Here is an 18,301-nt window from a genome sequence, read left to right on the forward strand (position 1 = left end):
AAGTCCTCAAGACGGCCTCGAACATCAGCCAGCTCATCCGGAGTCACACAAAGATCATCTCACACAAGATCCCGAACTAACAAAGTACTACTAGGCGGCCGGCGAGATGCTCCGGACAAGACCGCCGGCACGGGCGGGCGCGTGACGGTGCGGGCCGATGCCGAAGGCGCCTCGCCTGCCAAGCCGTCAGGTTTCGGGGACGAGCCCTCCGTTGACCGCTCGAATCCACAGCCTCTGGTGCCATTCGTTGGCGTCAGCAGCGGGCCGGGCCGTCGGCACGGGATTCGGGCCCGTCTCGACGAGATGCAGAAGCGTCCAGGCGACGCCGTAGCAGTCGTCCGGGCCGAAGCAGGCGGCGAGTGCCTTCGCCTCCTCCGCCGTCACCGGCGCGGGGATCGCCCGGAGCTGCTTGTCGCGCCTGTCGATCTGCTCTTCTTCGGCCTCCCAGTCAGGGAGGGGGCCATCGGCGATGAAGGCCTGCACTTCGGGTCTCATCCTCCAATGATCAACCGCTGCCGCCCCGTGCGGGTGTACGGGTCACGCCGGCCCGCCCGTGTCAGGGCGCGGCGGGATCGGCCAGCCTGGACAGCTCCACGCGCTGCAGCATCTGATGGACCAGCGTCACGGGACCTCCCTGCTTGATGGTCACGGTGGCCCGCCGTACGGTCAGGTCCCCCGAGCGCACCTCGTCGTGCTCGACCTTGTCTGCCAGCTGCACCAGCGGCTTGCCCCCGACCTGGGCCTGCAGGGTGAACCTGGAGGTGAACGTCTGCGTCACCTCGGCGATGCGTGGCAGCACGCACACGACGTTGACCGCCTGGTCGCCCGGCCCGGCGGGACGCCGCAGGCCGACGCCGTACAGGCTGACGCCCGCCGGCTGCTGCGGCGCGAAGACGGTGGCCGTCACGACATCGCCGAGGCATTCGGCGACGGCGACGTGCTCGGGCCTGTCGTCGAGGGTGGAGCCGCCGCCACCCAGGGCGGCGGCCACAGGGGCCGCGGCCGCTCCTGCCACCAGCGCGGACCGCGTCACCACGACCTGGTTGAGCTGGGTCACCAGGCCCAGCTCGGCGGTCAGCCTGGTTTGCCTGATCTCGTGGTCGGGAGCGAACGTCAGTCCTTCCTGCCCGCCGATCGTGCGCGGCTTGGCGCCGAGCGCGGTCAGCTTCTCGCTGATCGCCGCGGCGTCGAGGCCGCCCTCCAACCTGACCGCGGTGTCGGGCGGACGGCCGACGGACACCGCCCTGTCGGTCGCGAACGCCTTGATCCCCGTTCGTTCGGGCAGGAGATCGATGCGTGAGGCGAGGTCGCCGAAGCCGTACCCCACGGCAGCCAGCCAGCGCCGGTCGTCTCCCAGCCCGTCGGCCGTGACCACGCCCAGCGCGCGCCAGTGGGCCATGTCACCGTAGTCGAGGTAGGTGGCGGCTGGCCCGTCGGCGGACAGCCGGCCCATGACCTCGCGCAGCCCGCTGCCGGGCAGCGAGGTCTCGCCCGTGGTGCCGCAGCCCGCGACGGCTAGGCAGGTGATCAATAAAAACGTGTTAATCGCGCGCATGGGGTGATCATAATCTCGCCGTCAGGCCATGCGGGCCGGTGGCTCGGCCCCCATGGTGCAGCAGATCGCGCCCACCAGCGCGGTCCACGCCCGACGCGTGGGCCACCCACGCCGGAAGAAGACACCTTCGCACCCCGCACGCTCTGATTCGCGCCCGCTTCGCATCCCGAACCCGCCTCCCACTCAGTCCGCACTCGCCCCGCATCCGCCCTCATCGCTTCGCGCCCGCCTCGCATCCGCGCCACACGCGCTCTGCGCCCGGCCCGCATCCGCTCTGCGCCCGCCTCGCGTCATGCGTTCCCTGGGCTGTGGCCTGGCTCCTGCGTCTGGTTGACGGCCGCGGTCGGATGGTAGGGCGCGGTGGAGATCCGATCCATGGGTCCGCTGGAGGCGCGTGACCGGCGGATGCGTGGGTCGCGGTGAGCTCGGCCAAGCGGCGTGGGAGCCCCGTGGAGATGGCCGCAGGAGGTGCGGGCAACTGGGCCCCGAAAATGTCGGTGCCGTCTGATGGGATGGATGCAACATCGCCGAGGCGAGCGGAGGGGCGGCATGAACATCGACGCGTGGCTGCCCTTCCTGCGGCCCTGGCCCCTCCCCACGGTGCTTTCCCTGGGGTTCGCGACGCCAGGCATGTACGGCGGGCCGAGCCTGCCGCCTGTCCCGAAGGAGGAGCCGGACGCCGCCCGGTCCGTGCGCGGGTGCGCGCCCCCGCCGTCGTTACACGCGTTCCCTCTGGCGACCGGCCGCTGACGAGTCCGCACGACCTTGGCCAAGCTGGACGGCCGGACGTGGCGGCACATGGCGCTCTCCGCGGATGACAGCGATATGGCGATCTCCGCGGACGACGGCGATCTCCACGGATGACTGGGGCCTCCAGGAATCATGGCGATCTCCAGAGCGGTGACGGCCATCCTGTCCGCCATGACTCCGGGGGAAGTCCGGGCCGCCGACGTCGTGGCCTGATGCGACGGTAGGTCGCCGCAACCCCAGGCAGTGGTGAGGGCTCTTCCGCGCTCCCGGAGGCGGCGACGAGGCCGACAAACGGGTCCGTGGAGGCACGGCGGGCTCACGGAGAGAGGCGCGGGCGACCTCTGATCGGGCCGTCCGTGACCGCGTGGACAGGGGGGTCGCGGGAGCGTCCCCGCGTCACTCGGGTGCGACACGCTCGACCTCTGATCGGCCGTCCGCGACCGCGTGACAGGGAGGTCACACGAGCGTCCACGCGTCACTCGGGTGCGACACGCCCGACCCCGCGGGGCTGATCAGCGACTTCGATGCCGGGGGCCCCGTCAACTTGCGTTCATGCTCGCTCGCTTCTACGGTTGGACCACAACATCTAGTAGTTACACCGATGTAGTTCACCACAAATTGTGTTTCCGTGACCGCTCCATGGCAGGCCGTGGAGTGGGCGCGAGCATCTGCCGACGAGCATTTTACGAGTGGTGAGCAGGTGGCGTGCCGAGGAGGCGAAGCGTGCACTGTCCGTTCTGTCGTCACCCGGACACCAGGGTCATCGACAGCCGCTCCACGGACGACGGTGCCGCCATCAGGCGACGCCGTACCTGCCCTGAATGCGGGCGCAGGTTCACCACGCAGGAGACGGTCCTGCTGATGGTGAGCAAGCGCAGCGGAGTGACCGAGCCGTTCTCGAGAGACAAGGTGGTGGCGGGCGTGCGCAGGGCGTGCCAGGGCCGGCCTGTCACCGAGGATTCGCTCGCGCAGCTAGGGCAGCGGGTCGAGGAGGCCATCAGGGCCAAGGGTGCGGCCGAGATCCCCTCCAACGAGGTGGGCCTGGCGATCCTGGGGCCGCTGCGTGACCTGGACGAGGTGGCGTACCTGCGGTTCGCATCGGTATATCGCGGTTTCGAGAGCCTGGCGGACTTCGAGGCCGAGATCAAGCAACTGAAAGCCGAGAAGGGGGAGTCATGACGGAGACGGTCAGCGGGTCAGCGACGCGTGGGGGCAGGCGCAAGGGGCTGAAGATGAAGAGGATCTTCACCACGCCCGGTGTGCACCCTTATGACGAGATCACGTGGGAGCGCCGTGACGTCGTCATGACCAATTGGCGCGATGGCTCGATCAACTTCGAGCAGCGGGGCGTGGAGTTCCCCGACTTCTGGTCGGTCAACGCGGCCAATATCGTGACGACCAAGTACTTCCGCGGCGCTGTGGGCACCCCGCAGCGCGAGTGGAGCCTGAAGCAGCTGGTCGACCGCGTGGTCGGGATGTACACCAGGACCGCGGTCGAGAACGGCTACTTCGCCAGCGACGAGGACGTCGAGATCTTCGACCACGAGCTGAAGCACGCGCTGGTCAACCAGGTGTTCGCGTTCAACTCCCCGGTGTGGTTCAACGTGGGCACGCAGAGCCCGCAGCAGGTCAGTGCCTGTTTCATCTTGGCCGTTGACGACACCATGGAGTCGATCCTCGACTGGTACAAGGAAGAGGGTGTCATCTTCAAGGGCGGTTCGGGCTCGGGGGTCAACCTGTCCCGCATCCGCTCCTCCAAGGAGCTGCTGTCCAGCGGCGGTACGGCCAGCGGCCCGGTGAGCTTCATGCGCGGCGCCGACGCCTCCGCCGGCACGATCAAGTCGGGCGGCGCCACCCGCAGGGCCGCCAAGATGGTCGTCCTCGACGTCGACCACCCCGACATCGAGGAGTTCATCGAGACCAAGGCGCGCGAGGAGGACAAGATCCGCGCGCTCCGCGACGCCGGGTTCGACATGGACCTGGGCGGCAAGGACATCGTCTCCGTCCAGTACCAGAACGCCAACAACTCCGTCCGCGTCTCCGACGAGTTCATGCGCGCGGTCGAGAAGGGCGAGAAGTTCGGCCTGCGGGCCCGCCTGACCGGCGAGATCATCGAGCAGATCGACGCCAAGGACCTCTTCCACAAGATGGCCAAGGCCGCGTGGGAGTGCGCCGACCCGGGCGTGCAGTACGACGACACGATCAACGACTGGCACACCAGCCCGGAGACCGGCCGCATCACCGCGTCCAACCCGTGCTCGGAGTACCTGCACCTCGACAACTCCTCGTGCAACCTGGCCAGCATCAACCTGCTGAAGTTCCTGAAGGACGACAACTCCTTCGACGTGGCCGGCTTTGTCAAGCTCACCGAGCTGATCATCACGGCGATGGACGTGTCGATCACGTTCGCCGACTTCCCGACCGAGAAGATCGGCGAGACCACCCGCGCCTACCGCCAGCTCGGCATCGGCTACGCCAACCTGGGCGCGCTGCTCATGGCCACCGGCCACGCCTACGACTCCGACGGCGGCCGGGCGGTCGCCGGGGCGATCACCTCGCTGATGACCGGCGTGTCCTACCGGCGCAGCGCCGAGCTGGCCGCGGTGGTCGGGCCGTACGAGGGCTATGCCAGGAACGCCGACGCCCACAAGCGCGTCATGCGCAAGCACGCCGGCGCCAACGACAGCCTGCGCACCATCGGCACGATGGACGCCAAGATCCACACCGAGGCGTCCAAGCAGTGGGCCGACTGCCTCAAGCTGGGCGAGAAGCACGGCTACCGCAACGCGCAGGCCTCGCTGCTGGCGCCGACCGGCACCATCGGCCTGATGATGGACTGCGACACCACCGGCATCGAGCCCGACCTGGCGCTGGTGAAGTTCAAGAAGCTGGTCGGCGGCGGCTCCATGCAGATCGTCAACCAGACGATCCCGCGGGCGCTCAAGCAGCTCGGCTACCAGCAGGAGCAGATCGAGGCCATCGTCGAGTACATCGCCGAGCACGGCCACGTCGTCGACGCCCCCGGGCTGAAGCGCGAGCACTACGAGGTGTTCGACTGCGCGATGGGCGAGCGGGCGATCGCGCCCATGGGCCACGTCCGGATGATGGCCGCGGCGCAGCCGTTCCTGTCCGGCGCGATCTCCAAGACCGTCAACCTGCCCGAATCGGCGACGGTCGAGGACATCGAGCAGGTCTACATGGAGGGCTGGCGGATGGGCCTGAAGGCCCTGGCCGTCTACCGCGACAACTGCAAGGTGGGCCAGCCGCTGTCGGCCGCGGGCAAGAAGGAGGCGCCTGCCGCCGCCGAGACGCAGGAGCCCCAGGTCAAGGTCATCGAGGTCAACCGGCCCACCAGGCGCCGGATGCCCAACCAGCGCCCGAGCACCACCACCCGCTTCACCGTGGGCGGCGCGAAGGGCTACATGACCGCCTCCTCCTACCCTGACGACGGGCTCGGCGAGGTCTTCCTCAAGATGTCCAAGCAGGGTTCGACGCTGGCCGGCGTCATGGACGCCTTCTCCGTGGCGATCTCCGTCGGCCTGCAGTACGGCGTGCCGCTGGAGACCTACGTCAGCAAGTTCGTCAACATGCGCTTCGAGCCCGCCGGCATGACCGACGACCCCGACGTGCGCATGGCGACCTCGGTGGTGGACTACATCTTCCGCCGCCTGGCGCTCGACCACCTGCCCTTCGACGAGCGGGCCGCGGTCGGCATCTTCTCCGCCGCCGAGCGTACGGCGCAGCAGCGCGGTGACGACCCGGCCGTCGACAAGGAGGCGCTGGCCCAGTCGGCGCCGATCGAGGCCAAGGCCGTGGAGCCGGTCGCGCCCGCTCCGGTGCGGGAGACGACGAAGGAGCTGACGCTGGAGAGCCACCAGCGGTTCACCGCCGACGCGCCGCTCTGCATGACGTGCGGCACGAAGATGCGCCCCGCCGGCAGCTGCTACGTCTGCGAGGGCTGCGGCTCCACCAGCGGCTGCAGCTGAGGCATCCCGGCCTGACCCGATGAGGGTCGGGTCGGATGAAGGGGGAGTCCGGTCGCGACCGGACTCCCCCTTCGCCATGTTCGCCGGTGGGGCGCGTGGCTCGCCGTGACATGTTGAGCAGTCGGTGGGCGCGCCGCAAGCCGGGGCTGAAGGCGCCGCACTCGGCAGGTGCATGGACCGGGCACCAGAACGGCCGGCCGCGCCGGTCAGCGGGCGGGGGACACCAGGCCGGCGTCGTAGGCCATGATGACGAGCTGCACGCGGTCACGGGCGTCCAGCTTGGCGAGCAGGCTGGCCACGTGCGCCTTGGCGGTGCCGGGGCTGATGTGCAGCCGGGCCGCGATCTCGGCGTTCGACAGGCCGCCTCCGACCAGGGTCAGTACTTCGCGCTCCCGCCCGGTGACGCCCGCGAGCTCGCGCGGCCGGGGAGCCGGGGCGGGGCGGCGGGTGAAGTCCTCGATGAGGCGGCGGGTGACGCTGGGCGCGATCAGGGCGTCCCCGGCGGCGACCACGTGGACGGCGGACAGGATGTCCTCCAGCGCCATGTCCTTGACCAGGAACCCGCTCGCTCCGGCGCGCAGGGAGGCGTAGACGTTGTCGTCGTCGTCGAACGTGGTCAGCATGATCACTCGGCAGGCGGGAGACTCGGCGGTGAGGGTCTGGGTGGCCTCGATGCCGTCCATGCCGGGCATGCGGATGTCCATCACCACGACATCGGGACGCAACTGCCTGGCGAGCTGGACGGCCTGGGCGCCGGTCCCGGCCTCTCCGGCGACCTCGACGTCGGGGGCGGTGTCGATGACCATGCGCAGGCCGGCCCGGATCAGCGGCTGGTCGTCGGCGAGCACGACACGGATCGTCACCGGGCCTCCGTCCGCCCGGCCTCGGCCCGTGCCCGGACGATCGCAGGTTCGGCCGCGGTGGTGAGCGGCAGCCGGGCGGTGACGCGGAAGCCGCCCTCGGGCCGGGGGCCGGCGCTGAAGTCGCCGTTCAGCAGGGCGACCCGTTCCCGCATGCCCGCGATCCCGTGCCCGCTCCCCTCGCCGGCGGCGGGGGAGGCGGCGCCGCGTCCGTCGTCGACGATGTCGATGCGCACGTCCTCGCTCCCGTAGTCGATCAGCACCCGGCAGTGGCCGGCATCCGCGTGGCGGAGGACGTTGGTCACCGACTCCTGGACGATGCGGAAGGCGGACCGGTCGACGGCGGCGGGCAGCAGGCGTGGTCGCCCGTGTCTGCGCACGTCCACGCGCACACCCGCGGCCGTGGTCGTCCGGGCCAGCCGGTCGACGTCGGCCAACCCGGCGCCAGGACCATGCTCGGGCGAGCCCGGATGCTCGCGGTCGGTCTCGCGCAGCACGCCGACCATCTGCCGTAGTCCCTTCAACGTCTGCCTGCTGGTGTCCTCGATCGCGCCGAGCGCCTGGCGCGCCTGCTCCGGCCGGGTGTCGATCACGCGAGCGCCCGCACCGGCCTGGATGGCGATGATGCCGATGCTGTGCGCGACCAGGTCGTGCAGCTCGCGGGCGATGCGCAGCCGCTCCTCGGTGACCGCCTGCGCCCCGGCGTGCGCGCGCAGCGCCAGGTCGTACGCGCGCCGCTGCCGGACGACCACCCCGGCCAGCCATGCGATCAGGACGCCCAGGCCGAGCAGGAACGACAGCGCGAGGAAGCCGGGCGCCCAGGCGCGCAGGCCGTGGCGCAGCAGGTCCGCCTGCCAGGTCGTCTCCTGGACGATCAGCGTGGCAGCGGCCGCGACCAGGCCCGCGCGACGCGACCGGGTGGCGGTCAGGAGGCAGACCAGGACGTCGGCCGCCGGGAACAGCGGCCACCACCGCTGCACCGGTTGTCCCAGCACCGCTGCCCCGATGGCGCCGGCCAGCAGTACCGCGAGCACCGCTTCGGGTGATCGCCGGGCCCAGGCCAGCGGAACGGCCATGGCGACGGCGAACGCTGCGTGGGAGGCGGCCACCGGGAGCAGGTCCTCGCCGTCCGTCAGCGTCATGACGTACAGCAGCGGCACCAGGCCCGCCAGCCCGCACCAGACGACGAGCGTCCGTACGCCACGGGGCAGGCGTGCCCAAAGAGGTGGTCTGGGCGTTCTGTCACGCACGTGTCGATCGTATTCGCCTGCTCAGGTACGGGCATCGGCCCGAAGGCCTATGCCCGCGGGCCACCCGCGCAGCGCGGAAACCGGCCCGCGGACCGATGCGGCGGGGCTGTGACCTGCGTCAACGTTGGCGACGTGATCGAAGTCAATGGACTGACCAAGCGCTACGGCGCGGTGACGGCGGTGAAGGATCTCACGTTCGTCGTACGGCCGGGGCACGTCACCGGGTTCCTCGGCCCCAACGGCGCCGGCAAGAGCACCACCCTGCGCCTGATCCTCGGCCTGAACCGCCCGACCGCGGGGAGCGCCACCATCGGCGGCGGCCCCTTCGCCCGCCATCGGGCCGGGCTGCGTCACGTCGGCGCGTTGCTGGACGCCGGCGACGTCCACGGCGGCAGGAGCGCCGCCGCCCACCTGCACGCGCTGGCGGCCGGCAACGGACTGCCCCGCCGCCGGGTGGCCGAGGTGCTGGACGAGGTGGGGCTGGCCGGGGCGGCGCGCCGCCGTATCGGTGGCTTCTCCCTGGGCATGCGCCAGCGGCTCGGCATCGCCGCCGCCCTGCTGGGCGACCCGCCCGTGCTGCTGTTCGACGAGCCGATCAACGGCCTGGACCCCGAAGGGGTGCGCTGGGTACGCGGCCTGTTCCGGCGCCTGGCCGCCGAGGGCCGCACCGTGCTGGTCTCCAGCCACCTGATGAGCGAGATGGAGAACACCGCCGACCAGCTGGTCGTCGTCGGCCGCGGCGAGCTGATCGCCGCGGAGAGCCTGGCCGCGTTCGCCGCCCGCGGCGCCGGCGCGTCCGTCGCCGTGCGCACGCCGGACCCCGCGGAGCTGGCTGCCGTCCTCAGCGCGGAAGGAGCGTCCGTACGGCCGGACGGCGCCGACGGCCTGACCGTGACCGGGCTCAGCGCCACCCGCATCGGCGAACTGGCCCATCAGCGCCGGATCATGCTGTACGAGCTCGCCCCGCGCACCGCCTCGCTGGAGCAGGCGTTCATGGAGCTGACCGCCGACCGCGCGGACCACCGCGCCGCTGACTGTGCCGCCGACCGTGCCGGCCACCGCGCCGACCGGGGCGCCGCTGACCGTGCCGCCGACCGCGCCCGCCACCGCGCCGACGCCTTGGAAGGTCGCCCGTGATGACATCGGCCCGCTTCCGCGACCTGCTCGCCGCCGAGTGGATCAAACTCTGGTCCCTGCGCTCGACCTCCTGGCTTCTCGGCCTGGGCACGCTGGCCATCGTCGCGCTCGCCGCCCAGAGCAGCCTGGACGCCTACCAGGGCTGGCCTGGCTTCACCGCCATGGAGAAGGCCAGGTTCAACCCCCTGACCGAGGCGTTCAGCGGCCTGGCCGCCTGCATGCTCATGATCGGCGCGGGGAGTCTGGGAGCCCTGACGATCGTCGGTGAGTACGCCACCGGCCTGATCCGCACCACGCTCATCGCCGTTCCCGTCCGCCACCGCGTGGTGGCCGCCAAAGTCACCGTCACCGCGACCGTCACGCTCGTCGCCGGTGCGCTCGTCTCGGCCGGCACGTTCGGCGTCAGCCACGTCATCCTGTCCGGCCGCGGCGTCGCCGTCTCGGTCGGCGACCCCGGTGTGCTGCGCGTCCTCGCCGCCAACGCGCTGCTCGCCCCGGTGTCGGCACTGGTCGGCATGGGCATCGGCGCGCTGGCGCGGCACACCGCCGCCGTCGTCGTCAGCGTGTGCGCCGCGCTGGTGATCGTGCCCATGTTCTTCCGTCCCACCGTCCACCAGTGGGTCAACGACCTGTACGCCCTGGTCCCCTTCTACGTCTGGCGCACCTGCCTGGGCCTGCCCCAGCTCCGTGACGACCCCGCCCTGCCCACGGTGGCCGGCTCGTGGGCCGCCTTCGCGCTGTGGCCGCTCGCCGCCGCCGCCGTGACCCTGATCGTCGTCCGTCACCGCGACGTATGACCGCCCCGACAAGGAGAGATCCCATGACAGCACCGACCACCCGGGCCCGTCTGCTGGCCGTTCCGCTGACGGCCTGCCTCGTCCTGAGCGCGGCGACCTGCGCCCCGGCGGCCGCGGCGGCGTCCGGACAACCCAGCCCCACCGTCACGGCGGCCGCCGTACGGCTGGCGCTCCCACGGCCGACCGGGCCCGACGCGGTCGGCCGCGACGTCCTGCACCTGGTCGACAACAGCCGTAAGGACCCCTGGGTGCCCGAATCGGGCCCGCGCCGGCTCATGGTCTCGATGTACTACCCCGCCCGCTCGGCCACCGGCGACCCCGCCCCCTACATGACCGCCGCCGAGGCCGCCTCGCTCCTGCAGCGCAAGGCCCCCGGCACCGAACTCTCTCCCGAGATCGTCAGCACCATCCGCACCCACGCCCGCACCGGTGCGTCACCCAAGCACGGCCGATATCCGCTCGTCGTCCTTTCTCCCGGCTTCGGTCTCCCGCGGGCCAGCCTCACCTCCCTGGCCGAGGAACTGGCCAGCCGCGGCTACGTCGTCGCGCTGGTCGACCACGCCTACGAGTCCTCCGGCACCACGCTTCCCGACGGCCGGACCATCACCTGCGCCCCCCTCTGCGGCGAGCCCAAGCCCCCGGAAGGAGGGCAGGCGACCATCACCAGGAACCGGACCAAGGACATCCGTTTCGTCATCGACGAGCTGACCCGCCGACACCCCGCCTGGAAGCACGCCCGCATGATCGCTCCCCAGCGGATCGGCATGGCGGGTCACTCCCTCGGCGGTGACGCCAGCGCCGCCACCATGGCCGTCGACAAGCGCGTGCGGGCCGGGGCGAACCTGGACGGCACCTTCCACCCCGCGATCACTTTCGACCGGCCCTTCCTGCTGCTGGGCAGCCAGGCCGACCACGTCCCCGGCAAGGACCACACCTGGGACGGCAGCTGGGCCATTTCGCGCGGCTGGAAGCGCTGGCTCACCGTGGCCCGTACCAACCACCTGAGCTTCACCGATCTGTCGATCCTGCAGAAGGCGGCCGGCATGTCGGGCCCCGATGACCTGTCACCGCAACGCTCACTGGAGATCACCCGCAGCTACGTCGGCGCCTTCTTCGACCAGCACCTGAAAGGCAGGAAGCAGCCACTGCTGGGCGGTCCGTCCCCGGTCAACCCCGAGGTCGCCTTCCACAATCCCTGACCCCGCCCCGCGTTCCGGCAGTTAAACCAAGGTTGAAGTCACGTTAGTCTGGGGGCGTGCAGGAGCCCGCCGCGATCACCAAGGAACTCTCTATCGGCGAACTGTCGGAGCGTAGCGGCGTGCCCGCCTCCGCGCTGCGCTTCTACGAGCGGGAAGGTCTCATCGCCAGCCGTCGCACCGCGGGGAACCAGCGGCGCTACCACCGCAGCACCCTTCGCAGGGTGGCCTTCATCCGGGCCTCCCAGAGCGTCGGCATGCCGTTGTCGGTGATCGGCGGAGTGCTCGCCTTCCTGCCGGCGGATGTTCCGCCCACGCGGGAGTTCTGGGTGCGGGCCTCGCAGTGCTGGAGCGAGGAGATCAACGCCAGGATCGAGAAGATGGAGCGGATGCGCGACAGGTTCACCGAGTGCATCGGGTGCGGGTGCCTGTCGTTCGAGCAGTGCGCGCTGGTCAACCCCGGTGACGCGCTGGGCGCGCAGGGGCCTGGCCCCCGCCGCCTGCTGGAGCCCTGATCCCGGCGCACTCGTCGCCGCCCGGGCCGCGGATTCCTGGCGACCGCCCGCTACGGTGACCGGCCCGCCGGATGGCGGGGCGAGGGCGACACCGGCCGGCCGGCGCCTCCTGCCCGACCACCGACCGGCGCCCCCCGTCGGCTGATCACCCACGGCGTGCGTTCGGTCGGTCGTCGGGCGGGCACCGGTGATCACGGCCATGCGCCCGGTCCTGGCGCACCCCGCGATGTCCGGGTCCGGCCCGTCAAGGGCCGGACGGCGGCCGGTCAGCCGCAGTTGGTGAACGCGTTGTTACCGCCGTGGACCATGCTCGTCCTCCGGTAGCCGGTGGCCATCGAGCCGGAGAACTTCACGCACATGCCCTTGCCGTCCAGCTTCACCGGACCGGCGTAGTACTTGAACAGCCCGGAGTCGGAGTCCTTGTGGATGTAGGGGCCGGTGTTGTTGCCGAACGGGCGCTGCACCTGCAGCTCCACCGTGGTCCGGGTGCTCTGGCCGGCGAGCTGCGACTTGATGGTGACCGCGCAGTTCTGGCCGTTCCGGCGGTTGTACAGCAGGTAGACCGTACCCAGCTTGCCGACCGGCGCCTTGTTGACGACCGCGAAGCCGTTGCCGCAGATCCCTTCAGGGGTGTATCCGGCCGCGTTGGCGGTCGCGGGCACGGCGAGAACCCCACCCATGATCACCGTAGCCGCGAGAACAGACTTGAGCACGCTCTGTTTTCCCTTCGTTGAGACTGCCGATCATCATGCCGGACAATCCCTGACAGTGGGGCCGAAACCCCGAAAATGGGGTGGTCAATTCGGCTAGGTTGCATGCATGAATATCGCGATTACCAGCGGATATGTGGTGCCTGTCGACGGTGATCCCATCGACGGAGGCACCGTGCTGATCCAGGATGGCAAGATCGTGGCGGTCGGGCGCGACGTCGAGATCCCCGAGGGCGTGCCGGTCGTCGACGCGGCGGGCGGCTGGGTGCTGCCTGGCTTCGTCGAGGCGCACGGCCACCTGGGCGTTCACGAGGAGGCCGACGGGTGGGCCGGCCACGACACCAACGAGATGACCGACCCCAACGGTGCCAGGCTGCGGGCGCTCGACGCCATCAACCCCGGCGACCTCGGCTTCGGCGACGCGCTGTCCGGCGGCGTCACCACGGCGGTCATCAAGCCCGGCTCCGGCAACCCGATCGGCGGCCAGACGGTGGCGGTGAAGTGCTGGGGCCGTACGGTCGAGGAGATGCTGGTCCGCGAGCCGGTGAGCGTCAAGAGCGCACTCGGCGAGAACCCCAAGCGTGTGTACGGTGACCAGAAGAAGATGCCCTCCACCAGGCAGGGTGTGGCCGCGGTGATCCGTGACGCGTTCCGCAAGGCGCAGGACTACCGGGACAGGCGCGAGCAGGCCGAGGCGGACGGCAAGGCCTTCGACCGGGACGGCACGCTCGAGGTGCTGGTGAAGGTGTTGGACGGAGACCTGCCCTGGTGCCAGCACACGCACCGGGCCGACGACATCGCCACGGCGCTGCGCCTGGCCGACGAGTTCGGCTACCGCGTGATCATCAACCATGGCACCGAGGGGCACCTGATCGCCGACCTGCTTGCCGAGCGGGAGATTCCGGTGATCATCGGGCCGCTGTTCACCAGCAGGTCGAAGGTGGAGCTGCGCAACCGATCCCTGCGCAACCCCGGCATCCTGGCGCGCGCGGGGGTGGAGTTGGCGATCACCACCGACCATCCGGTGGTGCCGATCCACTTCCTGGTGCACCAGGCGACGCTGGCGGTGAAGGAGGGCCTCGACCGGGACACCGCACTCCGGTCGATCACCGTGAACCCGGCGAGGATCATGGGATTGGACGACAGGGTCGGATCGTTGAAGCCGGGGCTGGACGGCGACGTCGTCATCTGGTCGGGCGACCCGCTGGACATCATGAGCAGAGCGCTGCGGGTCTTCGTGGACGGGCGCGAGGTGTACTCCTACTCGACCGAGACCGGCGACGGCACCGTCGCCGACCCGTACTACCGCGAATCCTGAGCTGGACGGGTAAGTCCTGACGCCGGTCAGTGGCCGCCGGCGATCAGCGACCCGGCCGGGACCGTACCGCCCGGCGGCGTCACGGTTCGCCACCCTGGGGCGTCCGGAGCCGAGGGCGGGAACCTGCGGCCCCACCCTCGGCCCGGTCGTCACCCGACGGCGTACGCCCGTGTCACGGTCTGGGCGACACGGGCCTGGTCGTCACCCGACGGCGTACGCCGTGTCACCGTCTGGGCGACAGGGGCCCGGAGGTCACCCGAGGGCGTAGGCCCGTGTCACGGTCTGGGCGACACGGGCCTGGTCGTCACCCGACGGCGTACGCCCGTGTCACCGTCTGGACGACGCCGTCGTCGGCGGCGTCCGTCACCGTGGCGCGCAGCGAGACGAAGCCCGGCGTGCCGGGGTTGGCCAGCAGCGCGGTCCACCCTGACGGAGCGGGAATCACCGGCACCTCACGCCAGCCGGCGCCGTCGTCGAAGGACACCTCCAGCTTGAGGGATCTCACCGCGGCCTGGGCCGCACCCGGGTTGCGCTCGATCGAGATCGGCAACCGGGTCACGGATCTCGGCGCGGCGCGGTTGAGGCCGTCGAGGCCCTTCGGCGCGTAGCGCACCGCCATCAGCGGCAGCGCCTGCTGCTTCTCCGCGGTCGCCGAACGGAAGGTCCAGACCGAGTCCACCGCCGTGGACAGCGCCGCGTACGGCACCTGCCTGCGCGCCGACGCGTGCAGCGTGTACGTGTGCTCGGCCGCCGGAAGGCGTGCCGACAGCAGGCACTGCGACGTCTCATACTGCGTGCAGTCGGCCAGATCGGTCTTGGCGAGCACGCCGCCGCCGGTGGTCAGGGTGATCGTACCGGTGGCCGCGCCGTCGCCGCCGGTCCGTCCGGGCGCGCCGTCCGCGAAGAGCTGGTTGGCCGCGAAACGGAGCTCGTCCCCGGTACGGCTCCCGCCGGAGGTGGCGAAGGCCGGCCCGGTCACCGCTACGTTCCAGGTTTCCTGGACGGGCCCCCGATCGAGCCGCCTTCCGGTGTCGCGCACCCACGACTTGCCCGCCCTGACCTCCGTGCCCCAGACGAAGCCCGGCGTCCGGTAGTGGGTGAAGGTACTGGGCAGAGGGACCTCGTGGGTCGGGAACTCCCAGGACATGCCCGACGCCGGGTTGCGGGCACCCGCCCAGACGGATCCCGTGGTCGCCACGCCCGCGGCCCGGTAGGTCGCGGTCAGCTTCACCAGGTCACGCGTCCGCGCGGTGTAGGAGGGATCGTCCGGAATGCCGTCGGCGTGATAGTCGACCAGGTCGTAGCGGTACGGGCTCGGCTTCACGCCCTTCTTGTGCCACACCGTGCCGGCCATGTAGTGCAGGCCGGGCTGTCGTACCGGAAGCACGAGGTAGTCGAAACCGGGAGTCACGGGAGCGGCCCACCCGAAGCCCCACGAACCATTGGCGAGAAAGACCTGGAGTGAGGGCTCAGGCGCGGCGGTCGGCTCGTCCACAGCGAACTGGATCTTCTTGGCCTTCCGCGCGTCCAGCACCACGTCCTGGTCGGCCTTGCCGACCGTCACCGGAACATGGGCGGTGGTGCCCGAGGTCTCCTCGTACACCTCGGCGTAGAGGTTCCACTGGCCGACCGGCAGCCGGACCGTGCTCTTCCCGTCGGTGAGGTAGAACTTGTGCACCGCGCCGGTCTCGAGGCTGTACAGCTCTCCGGCGCCGAAGGCGGGCCCGCCGTCCCTTCCGAGGCCGGTGATCGTGACGTCGTAGGACTCCGGCTCGACGAAGGCGCCGGCCGGCGTACGGACCACCGTGTCACCTGACCTGGCGGTGATCACCCCGGGGTGGTCGCCGGGGGGCTTCTGCTCGGCGTTGATCGTCACGGTGACGGACGCCTCTCCCTTCGCCGGCACCTCCAGCCGGGCGGCCGACAGGGCCAGCACGTCGCCATCGGCGGCCAGGTCGAGGGTGACGGGAGTGTCACCGGAGTTGGCGTAGGTGATCGTCCTGGTCGCCTCCCGCTTGCCGGAATCCTTCCAGGGGAAGGCCGCCCAGGCACTGCCCGGCAGGGCCACGACCTGCTGCGCCAGCGCACGGACGACATCCACCCGGCCCGCGCCCTGGTCGTACGGCCCGGCGTCCGCGATGGGCCTGGCCGAGCCGATCAGCGCCGCCTTGAGCCGCGCACCGTTCCAGTCGGGGTGGCGTTGGGCGAGGATCGCCGCCGCCCCGGCCACGTGGGGGGCGGCCATCGACGTGCCGTTGTAGGAGATATAAGGCCCGTCGGCCTTGCCGGCCGCCGCGGCGGCCATGATGTCCACGCCGGGAGCGGTGACGTCCGGCTTGATCGCGTGGTCGCCCTGGCGGGGACCACGGCTGGAGAACTCGGCCATCCGATCGGACTTGTCCACCGCGCCGACGGTCAGCGCGGCCTCCGCGCTGCCCGGGCTGCTGATCGTTCCGGGAGTCGAGCCGCTGTTGCCGGCGGAGATGACGAACAGCGCGCCGGTTCGCTCCGACAGCGTGTTCACCGCCTGCTCGATCGGATCGACCTCCGGCGTGTCGGGGCTGCCGATGCTCATGTTGATGATCTTGGCCTTGACCTCGACCGCGGCCCACTCCATGCCCGCAAGCAGCTGCGACTCGGTGATGTCCTGTTCGCCGACCTTGCCGACCGCGAGTCTGGCACCCGGCGCCACACCCCGGTACTTCTCCCCGGCGCCGGCGACGATGGAGGAGACGTGTGTGCCATGGCCGACGTTGTCGCGGATGTCCGGGGTGTCGGTGAAGTTGCGCGACTGGGTGACCACCTGCTTCAGGTCCGGGTGGTCGGGGTCGTAGCCGCTGTCCAGCACCGCGACGGTGACCCCGGCCCCGGTCAAGCCCTGCTTCCACGCCTCGGGCGCGCCGATCTGCGCGGCGCTGCGGTCCAGGGTGAACGGGCGGCGCCCGTCCAGCCACAGCTTCGTCCGGCCCGCCGCGAGCGCCCGCGGCCCGGCGACCAGGTCCTTCCACGCCTTGGCCGCATCAGCCTTGGTGACGCGCAGTGCCGTCATGCCGACGGTGCCCAGCCATGCGGTCTGCCGTGCCGCCTGCGGCGTGGATGCGGCTCTCTGGGGCGACTGGCTGATCAGCGGGATGTCGGCCCGGAAGGCGTCGCCGTAACGCCACTGCAGCAGCTGCGTGACGTCGAACAGCCGCTCGTCCAAAATTCCCTGGGTGACCAGCGGCATCGCGTCGGAGGGGAACACGTACAGGTGTCCGTCACGCCGGCGGGTGTGGTACGAGACCTGCCGGTCCGGCCCCGGTTCCACCCGGTGGCTCTGTCCGGTCACCACGACCCGGTCGCCGGTGATCAGTGTGACGGCGCCCTCGGGTGCGCTGTCGTCGAGCCGGGCGCCTCCCCGGTCGGGCGACGGTGACGCCTGGAGCGCCGGCGCCTGGAACGTGGTCATGCCGATCGATCCGGCCAGGACGGCGGCCATCAGTCCACTGCTTAAGTTCATGCTTTCCTCTCCGTCCGAAAGACGATCTACCTCTCTCTTGGTTTCGTACGGAGCAAAAGTTCACGGCCTGGGCCGCCAAGAGCTTCCGACGCCATGAGCTGAGGCGACGCAGGCCGATGAGTGGGCAGGCCGGCTTGAGAAAGGCCCCGCGCGCACCTCCCAGCGGATGAGCGGGCGCCGGACATGGGTGCGCGGGTGCCGGTCACGAACGACGGCAAGCGGCACGCCGGTGACCTCGGTGATCAGCTGGTGCCTTCTGCCGACCCGCCCTCGATCGGACGCGGACGGGCCGGCCTGCGAACCCCTTCCGACGCCCTGTTCTGCGAGGAGTCCGTCGCGGCGTGGGAGAAGCCGAGCGCGCCGGCCGCCCGGACCCGATCCAGCAGGACCTCGTGCGGCTGGCGCCACACCCGTCCGGGCTGAGGCGTCGGGGTAGGGCGGCCTGGCTGGGCTGAGGCGTTGAGATGGGGAAGGCCTGGCCGGGAAGCGGCGTCGGGGCGGTCGAGGCCTGGCCGGGCAGCGCCGTTGGGGCGGCGGGGGCAGGTGGTGAGAGGGCCCGTAGTCCCGGTCAACCTGCGGACAGAGACGGGAGATCCCCGAAGAGGCCCGGCCGGCCACTGATGGGCGCGGCGGCCTAGTACTACATCACTAGATCCGGATGACCTGGAGGCGTAGGCGCTGCTTGAAGTGGTTCCTGCGCGCCCTGGCTTGGTGGGCGCGGCGCTGGG

General features: G+C 70.8%; 15 protein-coding genes. 9 read left to right on the top strand and 6 right to left on the bottom strand.

Annotated elements, in window-relative coordinates; all coding sequences use genetic code 11:
* Nucleotides 1-186: 186 nt before the first annotated feature.
* A complete protein-coding gene (locus tag ABZX22_RS43890) occupies nucleotides 187-483 on the bottom strand; it encodes a hypothetical protein (protein WP_354922894.1) in 297 nt (98 codons plus the stop codon).
* Between the two features lie 73 nt (nucleotides 484-556).
* On the bottom strand, nucleotides 557-1,555 hold the full coding sequence (locus tag ABZX22_RS43895; protein WP_354922896.1) for a hypothetical protein: 999 nt from the start codon (nucleotides 1,553-1,555) through the stop codon (nucleotides 557-559).
* A 549-nt stretch (nucleotides 1,556-2,104) separates the two neighbouring features.
* Here ABZX22_RS43895 and ABZX22_RS43900 point away from each other — a divergent pair.
* The 3 genes from ABZX22_RS43900 (at nucleotide 2,105) to ABZX22_RS43910 (ending at nucleotide 6,291) form a co-directional block, all read left to right on the top strand.
* The gene (locus ABZX22_RS43900) at nucleotides 2,105-2,305 is read left to right on the top strand and encodes a hypothetical protein (RefSeq protein WP_354922899.1); all 201 of its coding nucleotides are present in this window, start codon (nucleotides 2,105-2,107) and stop codon (nucleotides 2,303-2,305) included.
* Nucleotides 2,306-3,028: 723 nt separating this feature from the next.
* Nucleotides 3,029-3,484 (top strand): transcriptional regulator NrdR, encoded by a 456-nt coding sequence (gene nrdR, locus ABZX22_RS43905; RefSeq protein ID WP_354922901.1) that lies wholly within the window; start codon nucleotides 3,029-3,031, stop codon nucleotides 3,482-3,484.
* Nucleotides 3,481-6,291, top strand: coding sequence for a vitamin B12-dependent ribonucleotide reductase (locus ABZX22_RS43910; RefSeq protein WP_354922904.1), 2,811 nt, complete (start codon nucleotides 3,481-3,483; stop codon nucleotides 6,289-6,291). The genes nrdR and ABZX22_RS43910 overlap by 4 nt, the downstream gene beginning before the upstream one ends.
* Nucleotides 6,292-6,497: 206 nt before the next feature.
* Here the strand turns inward: ABZX22_RS43910 and ABZX22_RS43915 are convergent, their stop codons facing one another.
* Together ABZX22_RS43915 and ABZX22_RS43920 are read right to left on the bottom strand one after the other, a co-directional pair.
* Nucleotides 6,498-7,154 (bottom strand): response regulator transcription factor, encoded by a 657-nt coding sequence (locus tag ABZX22_RS43915; RefSeq protein WP_354922907.1) that lies wholly within the window; start codon nucleotides 7,152-7,154, stop codon nucleotides 6,498-6,500.
* A complete protein-coding gene (locus tag ABZX22_RS43920; RefSeq protein WP_354922910.1) occupies nucleotides 7,151-8,401 on the bottom strand; it encodes a sensor histidine kinase in 1,251 nt (416 codons plus the stop codon). Before ABZX22_RS43920 ends, ABZX22_RS43915 begins: the two co-directional genes overlap by 4 nt.
* A 132-nt stretch (nucleotides 8,402-8,533) precedes the next feature.
* Here ABZX22_RS43920 and ABZX22_RS43925 point away from each other — a divergent pair, with 132 nt between their 5' ends.
* The 4 genes from ABZX22_RS43925 to soxR are packed head-to-tail and all read left to right on the top strand — an operon-like array spanning nucleotide 8,534 to nucleotide 12,046.
* Nucleotides 8,534-9,538 (top strand): ATP-binding cassette domain-containing protein, encoded by a 1,005-nt coding sequence (locus tag ABZX22_RS43925; protein WP_354922913.1) that lies wholly within the window; start codon nucleotides 8,534-8,536, stop codon nucleotides 9,536-9,538.
* Nucleotides 9,538-10,335, top strand: coding sequence for a hypothetical protein (locus ABZX22_RS43930; RefSeq protein ID WP_354922916.1), 798 nt, complete (start codon nucleotides 9,538-9,540; stop codon nucleotides 10,333-10,335). The genes ABZX22_RS43925 and ABZX22_RS43930 overlap by 1 nt, the downstream gene beginning before the upstream one ends.
* Nucleotides 10,336-10,358: 23 nt before the next feature.
* Complete coding sequence (locus tag ABZX22_RS43935; protein ID WP_354922919.1) at nucleotides 10,359-11,534, top strand: alpha/beta hydrolase; 1,176 nt, start codon at nucleotides 10,359-10,361, stop codon at nucleotides 11,532-11,534.
* Between the two features lie 56 nt (nucleotides 11,535-11,590).
* Nucleotides 11,591-12,046 carry a redox-sensitive transcriptional activator SoxR gene (gene soxR / locus ABZX22_RS43940; protein WP_354922922.1) on the top strand — a complete coding sequence of 152 codons (456 nt, stop codon included), beginning with the start codon at nucleotides 11,591-11,593 and terminating at the stop codon, nucleotides 12,044-12,046.
* 266 nt (nucleotides 12,047-12,312) lie between these two features.
* On the opposite strand, the gene ABZX22_RS43945 is transcribed toward soxR, so the two are convergent.
* Complete coding sequence (locus ABZX22_RS43945; protein ID WP_354922924.1) at nucleotides 12,313-12,759, bottom strand: hypothetical protein; 447 nt, start codon at nucleotides 12,757-12,759, stop codon at nucleotides 12,313-12,315.
* Between the two features lie 106 nt (nucleotides 12,760-12,865).
* On the opposite strand from ABZX22_RS43945, the gene ABZX22_RS43950 reads away from it, so the two are divergent.
* Entirely contained in the window at nucleotides 12,866-14,074 is a 1,209-nt protein-coding gene (locus ABZX22_RS43950; protein WP_354922927.1) for an amidohydrolase, read from the top strand.
* 304 nt (nucleotides 14,075-14,378) lie between these two features.
* On the opposite strand, the gene ABZX22_RS43955 is transcribed toward ABZX22_RS43950, so the two are convergent.
* Complete coding sequence (locus ABZX22_RS43955; protein WP_354922930.1) at nucleotides 14,379-17,573, bottom strand: S8 family serine peptidase; 3,195 nt, start codon at nucleotides 17,571-17,573, stop codon at nucleotides 14,379-14,381.
* 195 nt (nucleotides 17,574-17,768) lie between these two features.
* Between ABZX22_RS43955 and ABZX22_RS43960 the strand changes: the two genes are divergently transcribed.
* Nucleotides 17,769-17,996: a hypothetical protein gene (locus ABZX22_RS43960; RefSeq protein WP_354922933.1), complete on the top strand. Its 228-nt coding sequence runs from the start codon at nucleotides 17,769-17,771 to the stop codon at nucleotides 17,994-17,996.
* Nucleotides 17,997-18,301 lie beyond the last annotated feature (305 nt).

The organism is Nonomuraea sp. NPDC003804 (assembly GCF_040610675.1).
Lineage (GTDB): Bacteria > Actinomycetota > Actinomycetes > Streptosporangiales > Streptosporangiaceae > Nonomuraea.